Origin of the sequence: Bradyrhizobium sp. 35 (assembly GCF_023073215.1) — a bacterium.
In the GTDB taxonomy this organism is placed as follows: domain Bacteria; phylum Pseudomonadota; class Alphaproteobacteria; order Rhizobiales; family Xanthobacteraceae; genus Bradyrhizobium; species Bradyrhizobium canariense_D.
This window is the reverse complement of record NZ_JADPJC010000029.1, coordinates 42,680-59,931: the sequence shown is the minus strand read 5'-3', so window position 1 is coordinate 59,931 and position 17,252 is coordinate 42,680. Positions and strand designations below refer to the sequence as shown.

The following is a 17,252-nucleotide window of genomic DNA, read 5'->3' as shown; positions in this document are numbered from 1 at the left end:
TGCGTCAATGAAAAGGAGCGCGTCAGATCGCGCCTCGCAACCAAGGAGGGTCCATGACGCCCTACGACGATCAGAACGTCTTCGCAAAGATCCTGCGTGGCGAGATCCCCTGTTTCGAGGTTTTCAGGGACGACCGTAGCCTCGCCTTCCTCGACATCATGCCGCGTTCGCCCGGGCACACGCTGGTCGTTCCCCGGGCGCCGGCACGCGGCATCCTCGACATCGCGGATGACGACCTCGCCGCGGTCGCCCGAACCGCCAAGCGGATCGCGATTGCCGCGATGAAGGCGTTCGACGCCGAGGGCATCATCCTTCAGCAGTTCAGCGAGCCGGCCAGCGGCCAGGTGGTCTTTCACCTGCACATGCACGTCATGCCGGTCAGGGCCGGAATCGAGCTGCTGCCGGCGCAGACGCGCAAGGAGGACACGGCGGTGCTCGCCGCTCACGCCAGGCGAATGATCGCCGCTCTCTAGACGCCGAGATAGCGCTGGAGCAGCTCCGGCTGGGCCTTGAGCTCCCGCGCCGGCCCTTCGTGCACGATATGTCCGTTGTTGATGATGTAGATCCGTGTCGCCAGCGCCAGCGTCGCCGCCAGGTTCTGCTCGACCAGCACGATGGTCTGGCCGGCGGCGGCGAGCTCGCGGCAGGCCTTGACCAGATCGTGGACGATGACGGGCGCGAGTCCCTCGAACGGCTCGTCCAGCAGCACGATCTTGGGATCACGCACGAGCGCCCGTGCGATCGCGAGCATCTGCTGTTCGCCCCCGGATAGCTCGGTGCCGCGGTTGTTGCGCCGCTGCTTCAGCCGCGGAAACATCTCGTAGATGCGATCGAGCGGCCAGCGTTTCGGCGCGGTGATGCCGGCGAGGACGATGTTTTCCTCCACCGACAGGCTGCCGAAAATGCGGCGTTCCTCGTGCACGAGCTGCATGCCGGCCTGCGCGATTCTGTGGCTCTTGCGCCCGGCGATATCGATGCCGTCGAATTTCACGCTGCCGCTACGCGGCGTCACGACGCCCATAAGGCTCTTCAGCGTGGTGCTCTTGCCGGCGCCGTTGCGTCCGAGCAGCGCCACCACCTCGTGACGCTCGACATGCATGGCGACGTCGAACAGGATGTGGGAGTCCCCGTAATAGCTGTTCAGGCCGTTGACCTCGATCAGGCTCATGCCGCGATCTCTCCGTGCACGCCACCGAGATAGGCTTCCTGGACGGCGGCGTTGGCCTTGATTTCCTCCGGCGTGCCGGAGACCAGCACCCGGCCTTCCTGGAGCACGGTGACGCGCTCGACCAACTCGAACAGCGAATCCATGTCGTGGTCGATGATGATCATGGTACGGCCGCGCGCGATCGACTTGAGCAGCTTGACGGTCTCGAGACGCTCTCGCGGGCTCATGCCGGCGAGCGGCTCGTCAAGCAGCAACAGGCGCGGCGACGTGGCGAGCGCAAGCCCGATTTCCAGCCTGCGCTTCTCGCCATAGGCGAGCTCGGACACGGGCGTGTCGGCACGACGGGTCAGGTTCACCAAAGCGAGCGTGTGCGCCACCTGCTCCGTCAGGCCCTTGACGCCGCCGAGCGTGCGGAACAGGTCGAGCCGGAATTTTCCGCGCAGTTCGGCAAGGGCTGCGATCGTCAGGTTCTCCCGCACCGTCAACCCGGTGAAGAGCTGGTTGACCTGGTAGCTTTTGGTCAGTCCGAGCTGGCAAACCTCGGTGACCTTCAATCCCGTGATGTCGCGGCCCTCGAACACGATCTGGCCGGAGCTCGGCGCGATCTCGCAGGTCAGCATCTTGAAAAAGGTTGATTTGCCGGCGCCGTTGGGGCCGATGATCCCGCGCAGCTCGCCCCGATTGACGCTGAAATCGATGTCGCTGTTGGCAACGAGGCCGCCATAGCGCTTGGTCAGGCCGGTGGCTTTCAGGATCGGCCCGGAATAGGCGGGGTGCTCGACCTCCTTGGCCTGCATCGGCGCCGGTGGAGGTTGCAGCCTGGCCTCGGTGTCAGCGGCGTCCTGCTCCATCTCCGCATCCGTCTGCTTTCGCTTTCCCGAGACGAGGCGGTAGAGATCGGCAAGGCCGCCGATGATGCCGCCGCGCAGGAAGCAGACCAGCAGCACGAACACGACACCCAGCACCAACTTCCAGGCTGCGCCGAGGCCCAGTGCGGACTGCAGGAAGTCCTGAAGGAACAGCCAAACGGTTGCGCCGACCAGCGGTCCGAACAGCGTGCCCCTGCCGCCGATGGCCGTCTGCATCACGAGCTGGCCCGAGGTGTCGAAGGTGAAGGCGTCGGGCGGCATGAAGGCCTGGAGCACGCCGAGCAGTCCGCCGGCGAAGCCCGCGTAAGCGGCTGCGATCACGAAGGCGGTCAGCTTGTAGCCATGGATGTTGTGGCCGACGGCCGTGGCGCGCAGCGGATTGTCGCGGATCGCACTCAGAACCGCGCCGACCGGCGAGCGCACGATCCTGAGGGCGATGACAACGCCGACGAAATAGCACAGCGCGATGAACTGATAGAGCGACCAGCCATTGGTGAAGTGGATGGAGATGAAGCCGAGATTGAAGCTCGGCGTCGGCACGCCGGGCAGGCCGTTTTCGCCGCCGGTGAAATCGGAAAGTGGATTGAATTCGACGAAGAAGAACACTTCCGCGATTGCCACGGTGATCATCGCGAAATAGATGCCGGTGCGGCGCAATGCGATCAGGCCGATCAGGTAGCCGGTCGCTGCGGCCGCGATCATGCCGATGATCAGCGCGCCCAGCACGTTGCCGAAGCCCGCGCGGGTCAGCAGGTAGGCGGCGACGAAGCCGCCGGTGCCGTAGAAGGCGGACTGGCCGAACGAGAGCAGGCCGGTGAAGCCGAACAGGATGTCGAAGCCGAGCCCGAACAGGCCCCAGACCAGGATCCTGTTCACGGTGTTCGGCGCGAACCCGAGATGAGGCAGCACGAAGGGGGCTGCGATCAAGCCGATCGCAGTCAGGGCTTCGATCAGGAAGGGGCGTTGCTTGAGCATCAGGTGATCGCTTACTCGCGGCCCTGGACGCCGAGCAGGCCATGCGGTCGTACCACGAGTACGAGCGTCATCGCCGCAAACAGCATCACATAGGCATAGCCGGGGTTGAACATGGAGGTGACGCTGATGATCTCGCCGGCGATCAGGCCGCCGAGAATTGCGCCGGGGAACGAACCGACGCCGCCGATCACCACCACCACGAAAGTCTGGACCAGGATGTCGTCACCGATGCCCGGTGTCAGCGACACCACCGGCGCGTTGACGATGCCGGCAAAGCCGGCGGCCATTGCGCCGATGCCGAAGACCACCATGAAGACGCGATAGACATTGATGCCAAGCGAATCCACCATCACCGAATCCTCGATGCCGGCGCGCACAATCATGCCCAGCCGGGTCCGGTAGAGCACGATGAACAATGCGCCGAGGGCGATCGCGACGATGCCGACGACGGCGAGGCGGTAGGTCGGATAGAACATGAAGCCGAGATTGGTGATGCCCTGGAATAGCGCCGGCGGCGGCACCAGCTGCGACTGGCTCGAGAAGATCAGGCGCACGAGCTCGACGAAACAGATGCCGAGCCCGAAGGTCACGAGCAGCTGATCCTCGTGCGGACGATGATAGAAATGACGGATGATGCCGCGTTCCATGAGAACGCCGAGCAGCATCACGAACAGGGAGCCCGCGATCACGGCAAGGGTGAACGACTCCGTGTACTGATAGGCGACGAAGCCGGCATAGCCGCCGATCATGAACATCGCGCCGTGTGCGAGGTTGAGCACGCCGAGCGTGCCGTAGATGATGGTCAGGCCGGAGCTGATCAGCGCGAGCAGGGCGCCGAGCGCGAGCCCGTTGAAAAGCTGTGAAACGAGGTTGGGCCAACTTATCATGCGACAATCGCTGTTGTGGCGCGCGATGTTGCGCGTCAGAAAAAGGCGACGCCGCGGGACCGGAGTGCAGTCCGCGGCGTCACAGGGGTTGGCGAGGTCTCAGCTGTAGTCGCCGAGATGGCAGCCGAAGGCGTCGGGCTTCTGCATCAGGCCTTCACCCGGGACGATCTCGACGACGTCGTACCAGTCTTCCTTGTTCTTCATGTCCTTCTGCTGCTTGCCCTTGACGATGATCACCGGGCGGACGCATTGGTGATCCTCCGGGCGGTAATGGACGTCGCCGACCAGGGAGGGGATCGTCTCGCCCTTCTCGTAGGTCTTGATCACGTCAGGCGGACTGAAGCTGCCGGCCTGCTCGCACATGTGCGCCCAATGCGCGAAGCTGACATAGGCGTTCTCGGCGCCCCATTCGGGCTTGTAGCCGTACTTCTTCTCGAACGCTTCGTTGAACATTTTCGCCAGCGGGAACTTGTCCTCGATGGTCCACCAATAGTCGGTGGCGGCGTAGACGCCCTGCATCAGGCCCCCGGTCTCGCGCGCGATGAAAGGCACCTGGTACGGCACGACCAGCTTCATCTTGTCGAGCACGCCAAACTGCTTGGCCTGTTGTGTCGACAGTACCGCGTCGTGGCCCCAATTGACGTTGATCAGCACGTCGGCGCCGGAGTTGGCGACGTTCAGCAGGTATGAGGAATAGTCGGGGGCGCCGAGCGGGGCGACCTGGTTGGTCACGGTGGTCCAGCCGGCGGTCGCCAGGAAGTCCTGCATCGATTTGGTAACGGTGTGGCCGTAGGTGTAGTCGGGCGTCAGATACGCCGCCTTCTTGCCCTTGCCGAACTCACGTACCATCACCGGGCCGATCGCTGCGGCCGCAGTCTGGCCGTAGAAGTTCTGGCGAAAGCCGTAGCGGACGCAATCCTTGCCGGTGGTGTCGTTCGAGCCGGAAATGCCGCATACGAAAATCACATGTTCGCGCTGGGCGAGCTTGTTCAGCGCCACCGCAACGGCGCTCGACGTGCCGCCGGTGATCATGATCGCCTTGTTCTCGCTGATGAAGCGCTGCTGCGCCTGCACTGCCTCGTTCGGCTTGGCCGCGGAATCGGCGACGCCGAACTTCAGCTCCTTGCCGAGCACGCCCTTGCTGGTCTTGGGCGAGATCTTCTTGATCAGCTCGTGGCCTTCATTGATGTGCTCGATCGCGAGCTGGTAGCCCTTGAGCTCGTCTTCACCCTGCACGGCATAGGTGCCGGTGCGCGGCACCGAGATGCCGATGAAGGCGGTGGAGCCCGAGACCCCTGCGGGGTAGGAGCCGATCGCCGGCTTGTCCTCGGCAAACGCCGGCATCCCCGGCAGAACCGCGCCACCGATGAGGCCCGCGGTGGTCTGAAGCAGGCCACGGCGCGAAAGGCCGCGGCGGATGAGATTGTCAGTCATGATCGTTTCCTCCTAACGTCGTTCTTGTTTGCAGGCAAAGCACGACCTGTCCGACGGCAGCCGGCCTCGAAGGCCTGTCCGCGCCGGGCACGTCACATCCGCGTGTAGCTCTTGGGCGCAAGCATTGCTTGTGAACGCCTTCTGTCAATTTCGTCTTTGGTCGAACGCCGAAAATTATCTCGTGAAAACATATCGCATCACGATATATATTAGCCTTTGTGAGTACGAGGCTGGCGGGTTCGGCGAGAGAAATGGCGCGGCAGACGACAGTGGCGGGTACCCGAAAGCGACGGTCGTGGCCGCAAGGTGCGGAGCGGCAGGAGGCGGCGTGGCCGGAAGAGGTGAGCGGGCAGCGGGCGACACCGCAGTCCGGCGATGCCTCGCGCATGCCCGATCCGCGCAACTGGCCGGCCGGCCGGCGCGGGCCCGCCGTCGGCCCCGTTCAGGCGAAGCGCGCGCCCGGTCCGATGCAGAAGCTGAGCGTGCGCGCCCAGAACGTCCTCAAGGAACTCGCGGTCGAGCTCACTGCCGAGCAACCGCCGAAGGGGAATTGGTCGCCCTCGCGCGAATTGCTGCTTGCGCTGACGGCCGAACGCCTCGCGACCGCGCGCAATTGCGGTCCTCACACGATGAGGGAAATCATCGACTGGGCGCAGGGCTGTGGCGTGACGATCAAGCCGGTGATCCCGCCCGGCGGCTCGCTGTCGCAGATGTGGGCCGAGTTGATTAGCAATGCATCCGCGGGTGCCTTGACCAGCGCCGAGATTGCCGGCGCGCTGCAGCGCTCGATCCGGCGAAAGAGCGTCCGTATCCCGATCGCGTTCCAGGTCATCCTGGTGAAGATCCTGCTGTCCAGCTTCGAATAGGTGGCGATATTTGTGTGTCCGGGGCGCCGGTCGGTTGGTTCGGCTTGGCCTTCCTTGCTAGTCTCGGTGAGGCCGCCCGTTGCACCGGCTGGCTCGACGTCGCAGGCAGGGAATGGCCCCATCGAAGCGGAAGACGACACGCCCGGCGCGTGCTGTGCCCACAAAGGGTGGCGCGATGCGCGAGGCCGACTACGGGGCGCTTGCGCAGTTTCGCTATCAGCTCCGAACCTTCCTGGCCTTCAGCGAAGCCGCGGCCCAGAGCGCCGGCTTGACGCCGCAGCAGCACCAGGCGCTGCTGGCGATCAAAGGATTGGCCGCCCCTGACGGCGCCAGCGTCGGCGACATCGCGCGCTTCCTGCTGATCCGGCACCACACCGCGGTGGAGCTGGTGGATCGCATGGCGAAACTGAAGCTGATTGGCCGGGAAGCCGACCCGGATGATGCGCGGCGCGTCCTGGTCAAGCTGACAGCGAAGGGCGAGCGGAAGCTGCGATCCCTCTCGCGCATCCATCTGGACGAGCTCAGCGCCGCCGCGCCCGGTTTGGGCAAGATCCTGCGAGCGTTTCGAGCCAAGAGACGCTGAGGACACGCTGAAGAAAGCGCGAAGCCGCGAGCTCTACGCCGCCGCGCCCTGAGCGGCGAGCTGCGCGGCCTGGTGCTCGGTGGTCAGTGCGTCGGTCAGTTCGCCCAGCGCTTCGCCCGCCATCACCTGCGGCAGCTTATAGAGCGTCAAATTGATGCGGTGATCGGTGACGCGTCCTTGCGGGAAATTATAAGTGCGGATGCGCTCGCTGCGGTCGCCGGAGCCGACCTTCTCCTTGCGCTCGGCCGAGCGCGCCGCGTCGAGGCGTTGCTGCTCGGCGTCGTAGATGCGCGAGCGCAGGATGTTCATGGCGGAAGCGCGATTCTTGTGCTGCGAGCGGCTATCCTGCATCATCACCACGATGCCGGTCGGGATGTGGGTGATGCGGATCGCTGATTCGGTCTTGTTGACGTGCTGGCCGCCGGCGCCTCCGGCGCGCATCGTCTCGATACGCAAATCATCGTTCCGGATCTCGACGTCGACCTCCTCCACCTCGGGCATCACGGCGACGGTGGCGGCAGATGTGTGGATGCGCCCCTGCGTCTCGGTGTCCGGCACGCGCTGCACCCGGTGCACGCCGGACTCGAACTTCAGCTTCGAGAACGCGCCGCGGCCCTGCACCTCGGCGATGATTTCCTTGTAGCCGCCGACGCTGCCTTCGCTGGCCGAGATCACCTCGACCTTCCAGCCCTGCAGGGCCGCGAAGCGCTCGTACATCCGGAACAGGTCGCCGGCAAACAGCGAAGCCTCGTCGCCGCCGGTGCCGGCGCGGATTTCCAGCACCACGTTGCGATCGTCCATGGCGTCCTTCGGCAGCAGCGCGACGCGGATCTTCTGGACCAACTCCTCGATCTTCGGCGTCAGCTCGCCGCGCTCGGCTTCCGCCATGGCGCGCATCTCGGCATCGGTCGCGGGATCGGCGATCAGCGCCTCGGTGTCGGCGAGCTCCTTGAGGGCCGAACGATAGGTCTTGACCGCTTCGATCAATGGCGTGAGCTCGGCGAGCTCACGCGTGATCTGCACATAGCGTTCGGAGGCGAGCTGACCGAGCGATTCGGCCTCGAGTGAGGCGTGATGCGCGAGCAGGACGTCCAGTTTGGCTTCGGGGAGTGACGACATCGGTTCGGTCTCAAATGCGGAAAAGGGCGAGGCGGCAGGAGGGGGCGACAGGCCCGCTACAAGGCCAGGCCTTCGGCCTCGGCAAATTCCGTCAGCTTCTGCCGGATCGAGACGCTGCCGGCGGGCGCGTCCAGCAACGGCCCGAGAATCGCCTCGGCCTTCTTGGCGTCGAGATCGAGCACCATGGCCTTGACCGGGCCGAGCGCGGTGGCCGAGAGCGACAGCGAGCGATAGCCCATCCCGATCAGCGCCAGCGCGCCGATCGGTTTCGACGCCATCTCGCCGCAGAGCGACAGCGATTTGTTCGCGGCTTGCGTCTTGCGTGCGATGTCGCGAAGCGCGCGCAGGATCGGCGCCGACATGGTGTCGAAGCGCTCCGAGACTTTCGCGTTGCCGCGGTCGACCGCGAACAGGAACTGGAACAGATCGTTGGAGCCGACCGAGATGAAGTCGACCTTCTTCAGGAGCTCGTCGAGCTGATAAAGCAGCGCCGGCACCTCGACCATGGTGCCGATGTCGATCCGCTCCGGCAGCGTGTGGCCGTGCTGGCGCAGATAGGTCAGTTCGCGTTCGACCAGCGCCTTCGCAGAATCGAATTCACCCACCTCCGAGATCATCGGGAACATGATGCGCAGCGCGCGGCCGCCGCCGGCGCGCAGCAGTGCGCGGATCTGGCCGCGCAACAGGCCGGGACGATCGAGCCCGAGCCGGATCGCGCGCCATCCGAGCGCGGGGTTCTCCTCGATTACCGCCTCCATATAAGGCAGCGCCTTGTCGCCGCCGATGTCGAGGGTGCGGAAGGTGACGGGCTTGGTGCCGGCGGCATCCAGCACGGTGCGATAGAGCGCGAGCTGGTCGCTGGTGCGCGGCAGGCTCTGGCCGACCATGAATTGCAGCTCGGTGCGGAACAGGCCGATGCCGGCGCTGCCGGTGTCTTCGATGTGCGGCAAGTCGATCGCGAGACCCGCATTGATCATCAGCTCGACCTTCTGGCCGTCCTTGGTGACGCAGGGCCGGTCGCGCAGCGCCAGATACTGCGCCTGGCGGCGGGCCCGGAAGCGCACGCGCTCGGCGAAGGCCGCTTCGACCTCCTGCGATGGGCGCACATAGATCATGCCGGAGGTGCCGTCGACGATGACGGCGTCGCCGGGATCGGCGATACCAGGCGCGTTCGGGACTTCGCCGACCGCGGGAATGCCGAGCGCGCGCGCCACGATCGAGACGTGGGAATTGGCGGTGCCTTCCTCCAATATGATGCCGCGCAGGCGCTTGCGGTCATAGTCGAGCAGCGCCGCCGGGCCCATCGCGCGCGCGATGACGATGGCGTTGTCGGGCAATTGTTCGCGTGACGGCGCGTGATCCTGGCCGACCAGCTGTCGCATCAGGCGATAGCCGAGATCCTCGAGATCATGCAGCCGGTCGCGCAAATAGGGATCTGTCGAGCGCAGCATGCGCGCGCGGGTGTCGGATTGCACACGCTCGACGGCGGCTTCCGCCGTGAGGCCGGTGGCGACCGCCTCGTGCAGCTTGTGCGACCAGCCCTGGTCGTTGGCGAACATGCGGTAGGCTTCCAGCACCTCGCGATGCTCGCCGCCCTCGGCGACGTCGCCGCGCTCCAGCATGCGGTCGAGATCGGCGCGCAGCTTGGCGAGCGCGGTGTCGAGCCGCTTGATCTCCTTTGGCAGGTCCTCGGCGATGTAGTCCTTGATAACCACGCGCGGCTCGTGCAGCACGACATGGCCGAGTGCGATGCCTTCCGACAGGATGGCGCCGACCTTCTGCGCCGAATGGCGCGCCGCGGGCTCATGGCCTGGCTGGGCCAGCGCAGACAGCTCGCCGGAGGCGATCAGCTCCGCCAGCACCATCGCGGTGGTCTGAAGCGCCTCGAGCTCCTCCTCGACATAGTTGCGCTTGGCGCGATTCTGCACCACCAGCACGCCGAGCGTGTTGCCGGCGCGCAGGATCGGCACGCCGAGGAAGGAGTGGTAAATCTCTTCGCCGGTCTCCGGGCGGAACGAGAAGGCCGGATGGCTTTGCGCATCGCTTAGGTTGAGAGGCGTTGCCTCGCTCGCGACCAGGCCGACCAGGCCCTCATGGGCGCTGAGCACGGTGTGGTGCACCGCCTCGCGGTTGAGGCCTTCGGTGGCATAGAGCTCGAGCGTGTTGTCGACGCGCAGCACATAGACCGAGCACACCTCGGCCACCATGTTGGCGGCGATCAGCACCACGATCTTGTCCAGCCGCTCCTGGGCCGAGACCTGCTCCGCCATGGTTTCGCGGAGCCGTCTCAACAAGACGCGGGGACCTCCCGACGCGCTCCGCATGAACCGTCAATCTCCTCCGTCTGCCGGGGCCGAAAGGACCCGCGGCGGCTCGCCCAGAAATCCAGAAAAACAACAAATTTGCTCGTCCGGCGCCAGCCCCGGCGGTTGCCTGGGCCGAATCAGCACCGCCTCAACTGGGGCACAGTTTCTGGCAGCCCACCCAGTTCGCCGTATAGCGAATTGGGGCTTGTTTTGCCAAGCAAAACGCCTGCCAAACGCGAAAGTGTGGACACCTTCGCGTTTGCTGCGACCGCTAAGAGAAAATTAGCCTAAGCCTGATCGAGACCGTAGAGCGTGTGCAGGGTGCGCACCGCAAGCTCGGTATAGGCGGTGTCGATTAGAACCGAGAATTTGATCTCGGAGGTTGTAATGGCCCGGATGTTGATATTCCGTCCTGCGAGGGCCGAGAACGCCTGGGCGGCAACGCCGGCATGGCTGCGCATGCCGCTGCCGATCACCGAGATCTTGGCGACATCGGTAGCCGTGTCGAGCCGGGCATAATTGATCTGGCTCTTGGCCGCGGTAATCGTCTCCTTGGCCCTGGTGTAGTCGGCGGCCGGGACCGTGAAGGTGAGGTCGGTGGTCTTCCCGTCCTCGGAGACGTTCTGCACGATCATGTCGACGTTGATGTTGGCATTGGCGAGCGGGCCGAAGATCGACGCCGCCACGCCGGGCTTGTCCTCGATCTGGCGTACCGAGATCTGGGCCTCGTCCTTCGAAAAGGCGATGCCGGTGACGATGTGGCTTTCCATGATCTCCTCCTCGCTGCAGATCAGCGTGCCGGGCGGCTGGTTGGCATGCGGGTCGATATCCTCGGGCTTGTCGAAGCTCGAGCGGACGAAAATTGGCATGTTGTGGACCATGCCGAGTTCCACCGAGCGGACCTGGAGCACCTTGGCGCCCTGGGAGGCCAGCTCCAGCATGTCTTCAAATGCGATCTTGTCGAGCCGGCGCGCCTTCGGCACGATTCGCGGATCGGTGGTGTAGACACCGTCGACGTCGGTGTAGATGTCGCAGCGGTCCGCCTTCACGGCGGCGGCGATCGCCACGGCCGAGGTATCGGAGCCGCCGCGGCCGAGCGTGGTGATGCGGTTGGTCTCGGGGTTGATGCCCTGGAAGCCGGCGATCACGGCGACTTCCTTGCGCTCCCTGAAGCGCTTGATGATCTCGCTGCCGTCGATGCCCTCGATCCGGGCCGAAGCATGGGCGTCGCTGGTCGTGATCGGGATCTGCCAGCCCTGCCAGGAGCGGGCCTGGATACCCATGCCCTGAAGCACGATGGCAAGCAGGCCGGACGTCACCTGTTCGCCCGAGGCGACCACGGCGTCGTATTCGCGCGCGTCGTGCATCGGCGAGGCCTCGGTGCACCAGGCCACCAGCTCGTTGGTTTTACCGGACATCGCCGAGACGACCACGGCCACTTCATGGCCGGCGTCGACCTCACGCTTCACATGGCGTGCGACGTTGCGGATACGTTCGATGTTGGCGACGGACGTGCCGCCGAATTTCATCACGAGGCGGCTCATGACGACGCGTGCATTCCTTCATAAGGATCAGTATGGTGGCCCGCACTGGACGGGCCTCGCGGACACCGACCGCGCGTATACATAGCGGCGGGGCCGGGGGCAAGCGGGTTCCTGCGGGGCAGGGTGCGGGGTAGTGGGTTAACCGAGATCATGGCGCGCTATATCGACGAGATCCTGCAGCCTGGCGAGAAGGTGCTGTATTCGACCAATGCGCACTGGATCTTCTATTTTCCGGCGATCCTGGCCTGGATCGTGGCGCTGGTCCTGTTCGTCCTGTCCCGGCAAACCACCGTCGAGGGGCTCGTCATGCTCTGTCTGGTTGCGGCCGGCCTGGTCGCTCTGGCGGCGCTGTACTGGACTGTGAAGGGCTGGTTCCATCGCTTTACCACCGAGACCGACGTGACCAATTTGCGGGTCGTGCACAAGACCGGCTTCATCAAGCGCCGCACCTTCGAGATGGCGCTGGACAAGGTCGAGAGCGTCGATGTCGATCAGACCATTCTTGGACGAATTCTCAACTACGGCGACGTGACGATTCGCGGCGTCGGCGAGGGGATCGAGACGATCAAGACCATCGCCTCGCCGCTCGCCTTCCGTAGTTCGATCACCACGCGGTAGGACCGCGCGTAACCATGAGCATGCAGCAAGATACTTCCGTAACCGCAAGCACCTCGCCGGGCTCGACCGTCGATGCCGCCGAGATCGCGAAATTCTCAAAGCTCTCGGTCGAGTGGTGGGATCCCAACGGCAAGATGGCACCGCTGCACCGGATCAACCCGCTGCGGCTCGGGTATATCCGCGATGCCGCCTGCCGCAAGTTCGAGCGCAACGCGCGCAGCCTCAACTGCCTCGGCGGTCTGCGCGTGCTCGACATCGGCTGTGGCGCCGGCCTGCTCTGCGAGCCGTTGTCGCGCCTGGGTGCGCAGGTCATCGGCGTCGATCCGTCGGTCAGCAACATCGCGGCCGCCAAGCTGCATGCCGACAAGGCGCACCTCGCGATCGACTATCGCTGCACCACGGTTGAGGAGATCGACCCGCGCGAGCGCTTCGACATCGTTCTGGCGATGGAGGTGGTCGAGCACGTCGTCGACGTCGGCGTTTTCCTGAAGCGCTGCGCCGCGATGCTGAAGCCGAACGGCCTGATGGTGGTCTCGACGCTGAACAGGAACTGGAAGAGCTTTGCGCTTGCCATCGTCGGCGCTGAATATGTCCTGCGCTGGCTGCCGCGCGGCACCCACGAGTGGAACAAGTTCGTCACCCCCGACGAGCTGACGAAATACCTGCTCGACAACCGCCTGGTCATCACCGAGCAGACCGGCGTCGTCTACAGCCCCTTCGCCGACAAATGGACCCTCTCGTCAGACATGGACGTGAACTACATGGTGGTGGCGGAAGGCATGGTGTGAGGCGTTGCCGCTTCCAAACATTCGGCGTCGTCCTGGCGAAAGCCAGGGTTTAGTTAGGCGAAAACTGATAATTACGAGTCTTCGCCAAACCACTCCCTGGGGTAATGGGTCCTGGATCTGCGCTTCGCTTGTCCAGGACGACACCGAATTCGTCAGGCAAGCATCGCACCCATGACATCCGCGTGATTGACCTGCTTGAGCGCGAGCGGCACGTTGACTCAACGTCCTCTCGCTCCCAGCGCAGTCCCACCCATGTTGACCATCGCCAGCCTCTGGATTCCCTTCACCGTCATTGCCGCGCTCGGCCAGGTCGCGCGCAATGCGATGCAGCGGTCGCTGACGAAGCCGCTGGGGACCTGGGGCGCAACCAATATCCGCTTCCTGTTCGGCTTTCCGTTCTCGCTGCTTTTCCTGGCGGTGGTGCTGGTCGCCACCGGCGATCATCTCGATATGCCGCCCGGTGTGTTCTGGCCGTGGCTCCTGCTCGGCGCGCTCAGCCAGATCGTCGCGACCGGCCTGATGCTGCTCGCCATGAACGACCGCTCCTTCGTGGTGACGACGGCCTATTTGAAAACCGAGGCGATCCAGACCGCCATCTTCGGCTTCGTCTTCCTCGGCGATCATCTGACATGGCTGAAGGTGCTTGCGATCGTGATCGCGACAATCGGCGTCGTCATCACCGCGCTGCGGCCCGGCGGCGAGAAGAGCTTTGCCGAATTGAAGCCGACCATCACCGGCCTCGTCGCGGCCGCGGCCTTCGCGCTCTCTGCGGTCGGCTTCCGCGGCGCCATCATCAACGTGCCTGATGTCTCGTTCGTGACTGCGGCATCGTTCACGCTGGTGCTCGGCCTGTTCGTGCAGACGCTGATCCTGACGGTCTATCTGCTCTGGCGGGCGCCAAAAGTGCTTCAGTCGATCCTGAGGCTTTGGAAGCCATCGCTGCTCGCCGGCTTCATGGGCGCCTTCGCCTCGCAGTTCTGGTTCCTGGCGTTCGCGCTGACGGCCGCCGCCAATGTCCGCACCCTCGCTTTGATCGAGGTGCTGTTCGCGCAAGGCGTGGCGTACTATTCGTTCAAGCAGCCGATCGCGCCGCGCGAGATTATTGGCATCGTGCTGATCGTGGTCGGCGTGGCGGTGTTGGTGGGAGTCTAATTCCGATCTTCCGGCAGCGTCGGCAGCGGCGACACCTCGATGCCTTCGTCGATCAGCGACTTGGCCTCGTCGGGCGAGGCCTCGCCATAGATCGGACGGTGCTCCTTGTCGCCGTAATGCATCGCGCGGGCTTCGGTGGCGAATCGCTCGCCGACATTGTCGGCGTTCTTCACGATGTGATCGCGCAGCTCTTTGAGCTTGGCGCGCAGCTCGCGCTCCTGCGCCATCAGCAGCGAGGTCGGTGCGGATTGCGCAGCTTCGGGCGCGGTCATCGTGGCGGTGGGCTCAGGCGGGGGCGTGGCGCGTCCGCGGCCCTTCTTGCCGACGATGCGCGGCGCCATGATCGCCTTGTCGACCTTGGCCGAGCCGCAAATCGGACAGGTCACGAGCTTGCGCTTCACCTGCTGGTCGTACGCGGCCGAGCTCTGGAACCAACTCTCGAAGTCGTGGCTCCGGTCGCAGCGGAGCGCGTAGCGGATCATGCCGATCCCCGCACCAGGTGCAGATGATCCGGCCCCGCCTTGGGGTCGGCGACGCCGAAGCGGCGGCCGTGCTGGAGTGAGGGTATCGCGCGGCGCGCGGTCTCGACCTTGGCCGGATCGATTTTTGCCATGATGATGCCGGGCTCGACATCGCCTTCGGCGAGGATCTCGCCCCAGGGATCGATGATCAGCGAATGGCCATAAGTCTCGCGCTTGTTCTCGTGCAGGCCTGCCTGTGCCGCGGCGAAGATGAAGCAACCGGTCTCGATCGCGCGCGCACGCAACAGCACGTGCCAATGCGCCTCGCCGGTCTTGCGGGTAAAGGCCGAGGGCACCGTGATGAAGTACGCGCCGCTTTCGGCCAGCGCGCGGTAGAGCGCGGGGAAGCGCACGTCATAACAGATCGTCAGGCCGACGCGGCCCCAGGGCAGGTCGGAGATCACGGCCGTCTCGCCCGGCTGGTAATTGGCGGATTCGCGATAGCTCTCGCCGTCAGGCAGCTCGATATCGAACATGTGGATCTTGTCGTAGCTCGCGAGCACATTGCCCTCGGGCCCGATCAGGAACGAGCGGTTGACCGCTTTCTCGTCCGAAAAGCGCAGCGCCAGCGAGCCGACATGGATGTGGATCTTCAGTTCCGCCGCGAGCGCCCGGTACGCCCTCAGCGAGCTGTCGTCGTCTTGGCTCTGGAGGTGCTCGAACAGGGCCTTGCGGTTGAGCTGCATCATGTTGCTGACTTCGGGCGTCTGCACGTAGTCGGCGCCATTGGCTACAGCCTGGCGGATCAGCCTGGTGGCCTGCGCGAGGCTGGGCTCGGGCATCAGGCCGGTGCGCATCTGCACCATAGCCGCCGTGAAGGTCCTGTTGTCGCTCATGACTCCGCCTTGACGCTTTCGAGCATGCCGTCGAGCTTGCCTTCGCGATCGAGCGCGTAGAGCTCGTCGCAGCCCCCGACATGGGCTCCGCCGATCCAGATCTGAGGGAAGGTCGAGCCCTCGCCGGCGCGATCGTACATCTCCTGGCGCCAGGACGGGTTCTTGGCGATATCGAACTCCGTGAACGTCGCCTTCTTGCGGGTCAGCAGCGACTTGGCGGCGGAACAATAGCCGCAGCCCGGCCTCGTGTAGATCTCGACAGCAGCGGTCATCTTGTCTGGCGCTCTCATGTCATGAATTCATTGAATTATATGGGACTTCACCGGCTCTCGACAACCCGGGCAAACACCAGCACGTCCACTTGCGCCGCTTTGGCCCGGAGCAGGGCCCGCGCACACGCATCCAGCGTCGCGCCCGACGTCAGGACGTCGTCGATGAGGACAATGCGCCGACCCTGGACGTCCGCCTGGCGGTCGGGGGATACCTGGAATGCGCCCTGCACATTGGTGGCGCGCTGGGCCCGCGACAGGCCGATCTGCTGCTCGGTCGCGCGTACCCGGCGCAGCACCTCAGCCTTCACTTTCACTCCGCTCTGCCGCTCGATGATCCGCGCCAGCGCCCCGGACTGGTTGTAACGGCGGCGCCAGGCCCTTCGCCAATGCAGGGGAACGGGCACCAGCATGTCAGCCTCGGCGAGCAGTTCGCCGCCCGCGCGCGCCATCCAGCGGCCCATGGCGGGCGCCAAATCCGTGCGATCCTGGTATTTCAGCGCATGCACCAGGGTGCGCGCGACGTCGTCATAACGCACCGCGGCGCGCGCCCGCTGGTAGGCCGGCGGGCTCGCGATCGCCTCCATCGACAGCATGTCGGGCCCGGGATCGTACACAAAAGGAATGCCGAGCCGCGGGCAGTAGGGCCGTTCGATGAACGACAGCCGCGCCCAGCACGCCGCGCACACGCCCTCGCCGTCGACCGGCTCGCGGCAGGACACGCACAGCGTCGGCAGCGCGATGTCGAGTGCAAGCCTTGGCAGATGCGCCATCACACCTCGGCAGGCCTGAAGCGCGCCGCGCAAATGGCTGGAAATGGAGCGTGGTGGTGATGCCTCGGCGTCCATTGGGCAAGGCTAGCGCCGTCCTGCGCCACGCTCAAGTCAATGGGCTGTTCTCGTCCGCGCCCGGCCTACGGCTCTTTCGGCAGCACGGGCCGGAAGAACGATCGCTCATAACGGCGAAAGCAGCGCGTTTGCCTTGCGAACTCGATCGCTTTCTGGACGTCCGGATCTTCGGCGCTGTCCTTCCGATATTGTTCGTACGCCGCGAAGCTCGGGAAGCTGAACATCGCGAGGGCGACGTCGCTGGCGCCTTCCGATGGCAGGAAGTACCCGTGGTGGATGCCGCCGAATCTTGGCACTAGTTCCAGCCACATCCTGCCATAGGCTTCGAATTCGGCGAGCTTGTCCGGGGGGATCTCGTATCGCAGATAACAGGTGATCATCGTTTGACGCTCCGGCGCCGCGGGCCTGGTGCGGATTGCTAGTTTGGAACACGGGGGCCGGTGTCGGCTCCATGAGGCAAGGCTAGCGC

General features: G+C 64.9%; 18 protein-coding genes. 6 read left to right on the top strand and 12 right to left on the bottom strand.

Annotation, left to right across the window (positions count from 1 at the left end; translation table 11 throughout):
• The first annotated feature begins 53 nt into the window (after positions 1 to 53).
• Entirely contained in the window at positions 54 to 473 is a 420-nt protein-coding gene (locus tag IVB36_RS05750; protein WP_018452887.1) for an HIT family protein, read from the top strand.
• Here IVB36_RS05750 and IVB36_RS05745 read toward each other — a convergent pair.
• The 4 genes from IVB36_RS05745 to IVB36_RS05730 all read right to left on the bottom strand — a co-directional run bounded on the left by IVB36_RS05745 (position 470) and on the right by IVB36_RS05730 (position 5,333).
• Complete coding sequence (locus IVB36_RS05745; protein ID WP_018452888.1) at positions 470 to 1,168, bottom strand: ABC transporter ATP-binding protein; 699 nt, start codon at positions 1,166 to 1,168, stop codon at positions 470 to 472. The two genes, IVB36_RS05750 and IVB36_RS05745, sit on opposite strands and share 4 nt — an antisense overlap.
• Complete coding sequence (locus IVB36_RS05740) at positions 1,165 to 3,012, bottom strand: branched-chain amino acid ABC transporter ATP-binding protein/permease (RefSeq protein ID WP_018452889.1); 1,848 nt, start codon at positions 3,010 to 3,012, stop codon at positions 1,165 to 1,167. The genes IVB36_RS05745 and IVB36_RS05740 overlap by 4 nt, the downstream gene beginning before the upstream one ends.
• Positions 3,013 to 3,023: 11 nt before the next feature.
• Positions 3,024 to 3,899: a branched-chain amino acid ABC transporter permease gene (locus IVB36_RS05735; protein ID WP_018452890.1), complete on the bottom strand. Its 876-nt coding sequence runs from the start codon at positions 3,897 to 3,899 to the stop codon at positions 3,024 to 3,026.
• Between the two features lie 99 nt (positions 3,900 to 3,998).
• The gene (locus IVB36_RS05730) at positions 3,999 to 5,333 is read right to left on the bottom strand and encodes a substrate-binding protein (RefSeq protein WP_018452891.1); all 1,335 of its coding nucleotides are present in this window, start codon (positions 5,331 to 5,333) and stop codon (positions 3,999 to 4,001) included.
• A 251-nt stretch (positions 5,334 to 5,584) separates the two neighbouring features.
• On the opposite strand from IVB36_RS05730, the gene IVB36_RS05725 reads away from it, so the two are divergent.
• Positions 5,585 to 6,199: a hypothetical protein gene (locus IVB36_RS05725; RefSeq protein WP_018452892.1), complete on the top strand. Its 615-nt coding sequence runs from the start codon at positions 5,585 to 5,587 to the stop codon at positions 6,197 to 6,199.
• 175 nt (positions 6,200 to 6,374) lie between these two features.
• Positions 6,375 to 6,782 (top strand): helix-turn-helix domain-containing protein, encoded by a 408-nt coding sequence (locus tag IVB36_RS05720; RefSeq protein WP_345946345.1) that lies wholly within the window; start codon positions 6,375 to 6,377, stop codon positions 6,780 to 6,782.
• Positions 6,783 to 6,815: 33 nt separating this feature from the next.
• On the opposite strand, the gene prfA is transcribed toward IVB36_RS05720, so the two are convergent.
• From prfA to IVB36_RS05705, 3 genes are all read right to left on the bottom strand, one after another.
• The gene (gene prfA, locus IVB36_RS05715) at positions 6,816 to 7,901 is read right to left on the bottom strand and encodes a peptide chain release factor 1 (protein WP_085348398.1); all 1,086 of its coding nucleotides are present in this window, start codon (positions 7,899 to 7,901) and stop codon (positions 6,816 to 6,818) included.
• 56 nt (positions 7,902 to 7,957) lie between these two features.
• Positions 7,958 to 10,225, bottom strand: coding sequence for a phosphoenolpyruvate--protein phosphotransferase (ptsP, locus tag IVB36_RS05710; protein WP_247390853.1), 2,268 nt, complete (start codon positions 10,223 to 10,225; stop codon positions 7,958 to 7,960).
• Between the two features lie 269 nt (positions 10,226 to 10,494).
• Positions 10,495 to 11,751, bottom strand: coding sequence for an aspartate kinase (locus IVB36_RS05705; RefSeq protein WP_085348397.1), 1,257 nt, complete (start codon positions 11,749 to 11,751; stop codon positions 10,495 to 10,497).
• Positions 11,752 to 11,901: 150 nt separating this feature from the next.
• On the opposite strand from IVB36_RS05705, the gene IVB36_RS05700 reads away from it, so the two are divergent.
• The 3 genes from IVB36_RS05700 (at position 11,902) to IVB36_RS05690 (ending at position 14,309) form a co-directional block, all read left to right on the top strand.
• Positions 11,902 to 12,369, top strand: coding sequence for a PH domain-containing protein (locus tag IVB36_RS05700; RefSeq protein ID WP_018452897.1), 468 nt, complete (start codon positions 11,902 to 11,904; stop codon positions 12,367 to 12,369).
• Positions 12,370 to 12,383: 14 nt separating this feature from the next.
• The gene (ubiG, locus tag IVB36_RS05695) at positions 12,384 to 13,157 is read left to right on the top strand and encodes a bifunctional 2-polyprenyl-6-hydroxyphenol methylase/3-demethylubiquinol 3-O-methyltransferase UbiG (protein WP_018452898.1); all 774 of its coding nucleotides are present in this window, start codon (positions 12,384 to 12,386) and stop codon (positions 13,155 to 13,157) included.
• Positions 13,158 to 13,409: 252 nt separating this feature from the next.
• A complete protein-coding gene (locus IVB36_RS05690) occupies positions 13,410 to 14,309 on the top strand; it encodes an EamA family transporter (protein ID WP_018452899.1) in 900 nt (299 codons plus the stop codon).
• Here the strand turns inward: IVB36_RS05690 and IVB36_RS05685 are convergent.
• From IVB36_RS05685 to IVB36_RS05665, 5 genes are all read right to left on the bottom strand, one after another.
• Positions 14,306 to 14,791, bottom strand: coding sequence for a DUF1178 family protein (locus IVB36_RS05685; RefSeq protein WP_018452900.1), 486 nt, complete (start codon positions 14,789 to 14,791; stop codon positions 14,306 to 14,308). The genes IVB36_RS05690 and IVB36_RS05685 overlap by 4 nt on opposite strands.
• Complete coding sequence (locus IVB36_RS05680; RefSeq protein WP_018452901.1) at positions 14,788 to 15,666, bottom strand: carbon-nitrogen hydrolase family protein; 879 nt, start codon at positions 15,664 to 15,666, stop codon at positions 14,788 to 14,790. Before IVB36_RS05680 ends, IVB36_RS05685 begins: the two co-directional genes overlap by 4 nt.
• Entirely contained in the window at positions 15,663 to 15,938 is a 276-nt protein-coding gene (grxC, locus tag IVB36_RS05675; protein WP_018452902.1) for a glutaredoxin 3, read from the bottom strand. Before grxC ends, IVB36_RS05680 begins: the two co-directional genes overlap by 4 nt.
• Before the next feature lie 47 nt (positions 15,939 to 15,985).
• Positions 15,986 to 16,783 (bottom strand): ComF family protein, encoded by a 798-nt coding sequence (locus IVB36_RS05670; RefSeq protein WP_026232415.1) that lies wholly within the window; start codon positions 16,781 to 16,783, stop codon positions 15,986 to 15,988.
• A 65-nt stretch (positions 16,784 to 16,848) separates the two neighbouring features.
• A complete protein-coding gene (locus IVB36_RS05665; protein WP_007599187.1) occupies positions 16,849 to 17,163 on the bottom strand; it encodes an NIPSNAP family protein in 315 nt (104 codons plus the stop codon).
• Between the last annotated feature and the right edge of the window lie 89 nt (positions 17,164 to 17,252).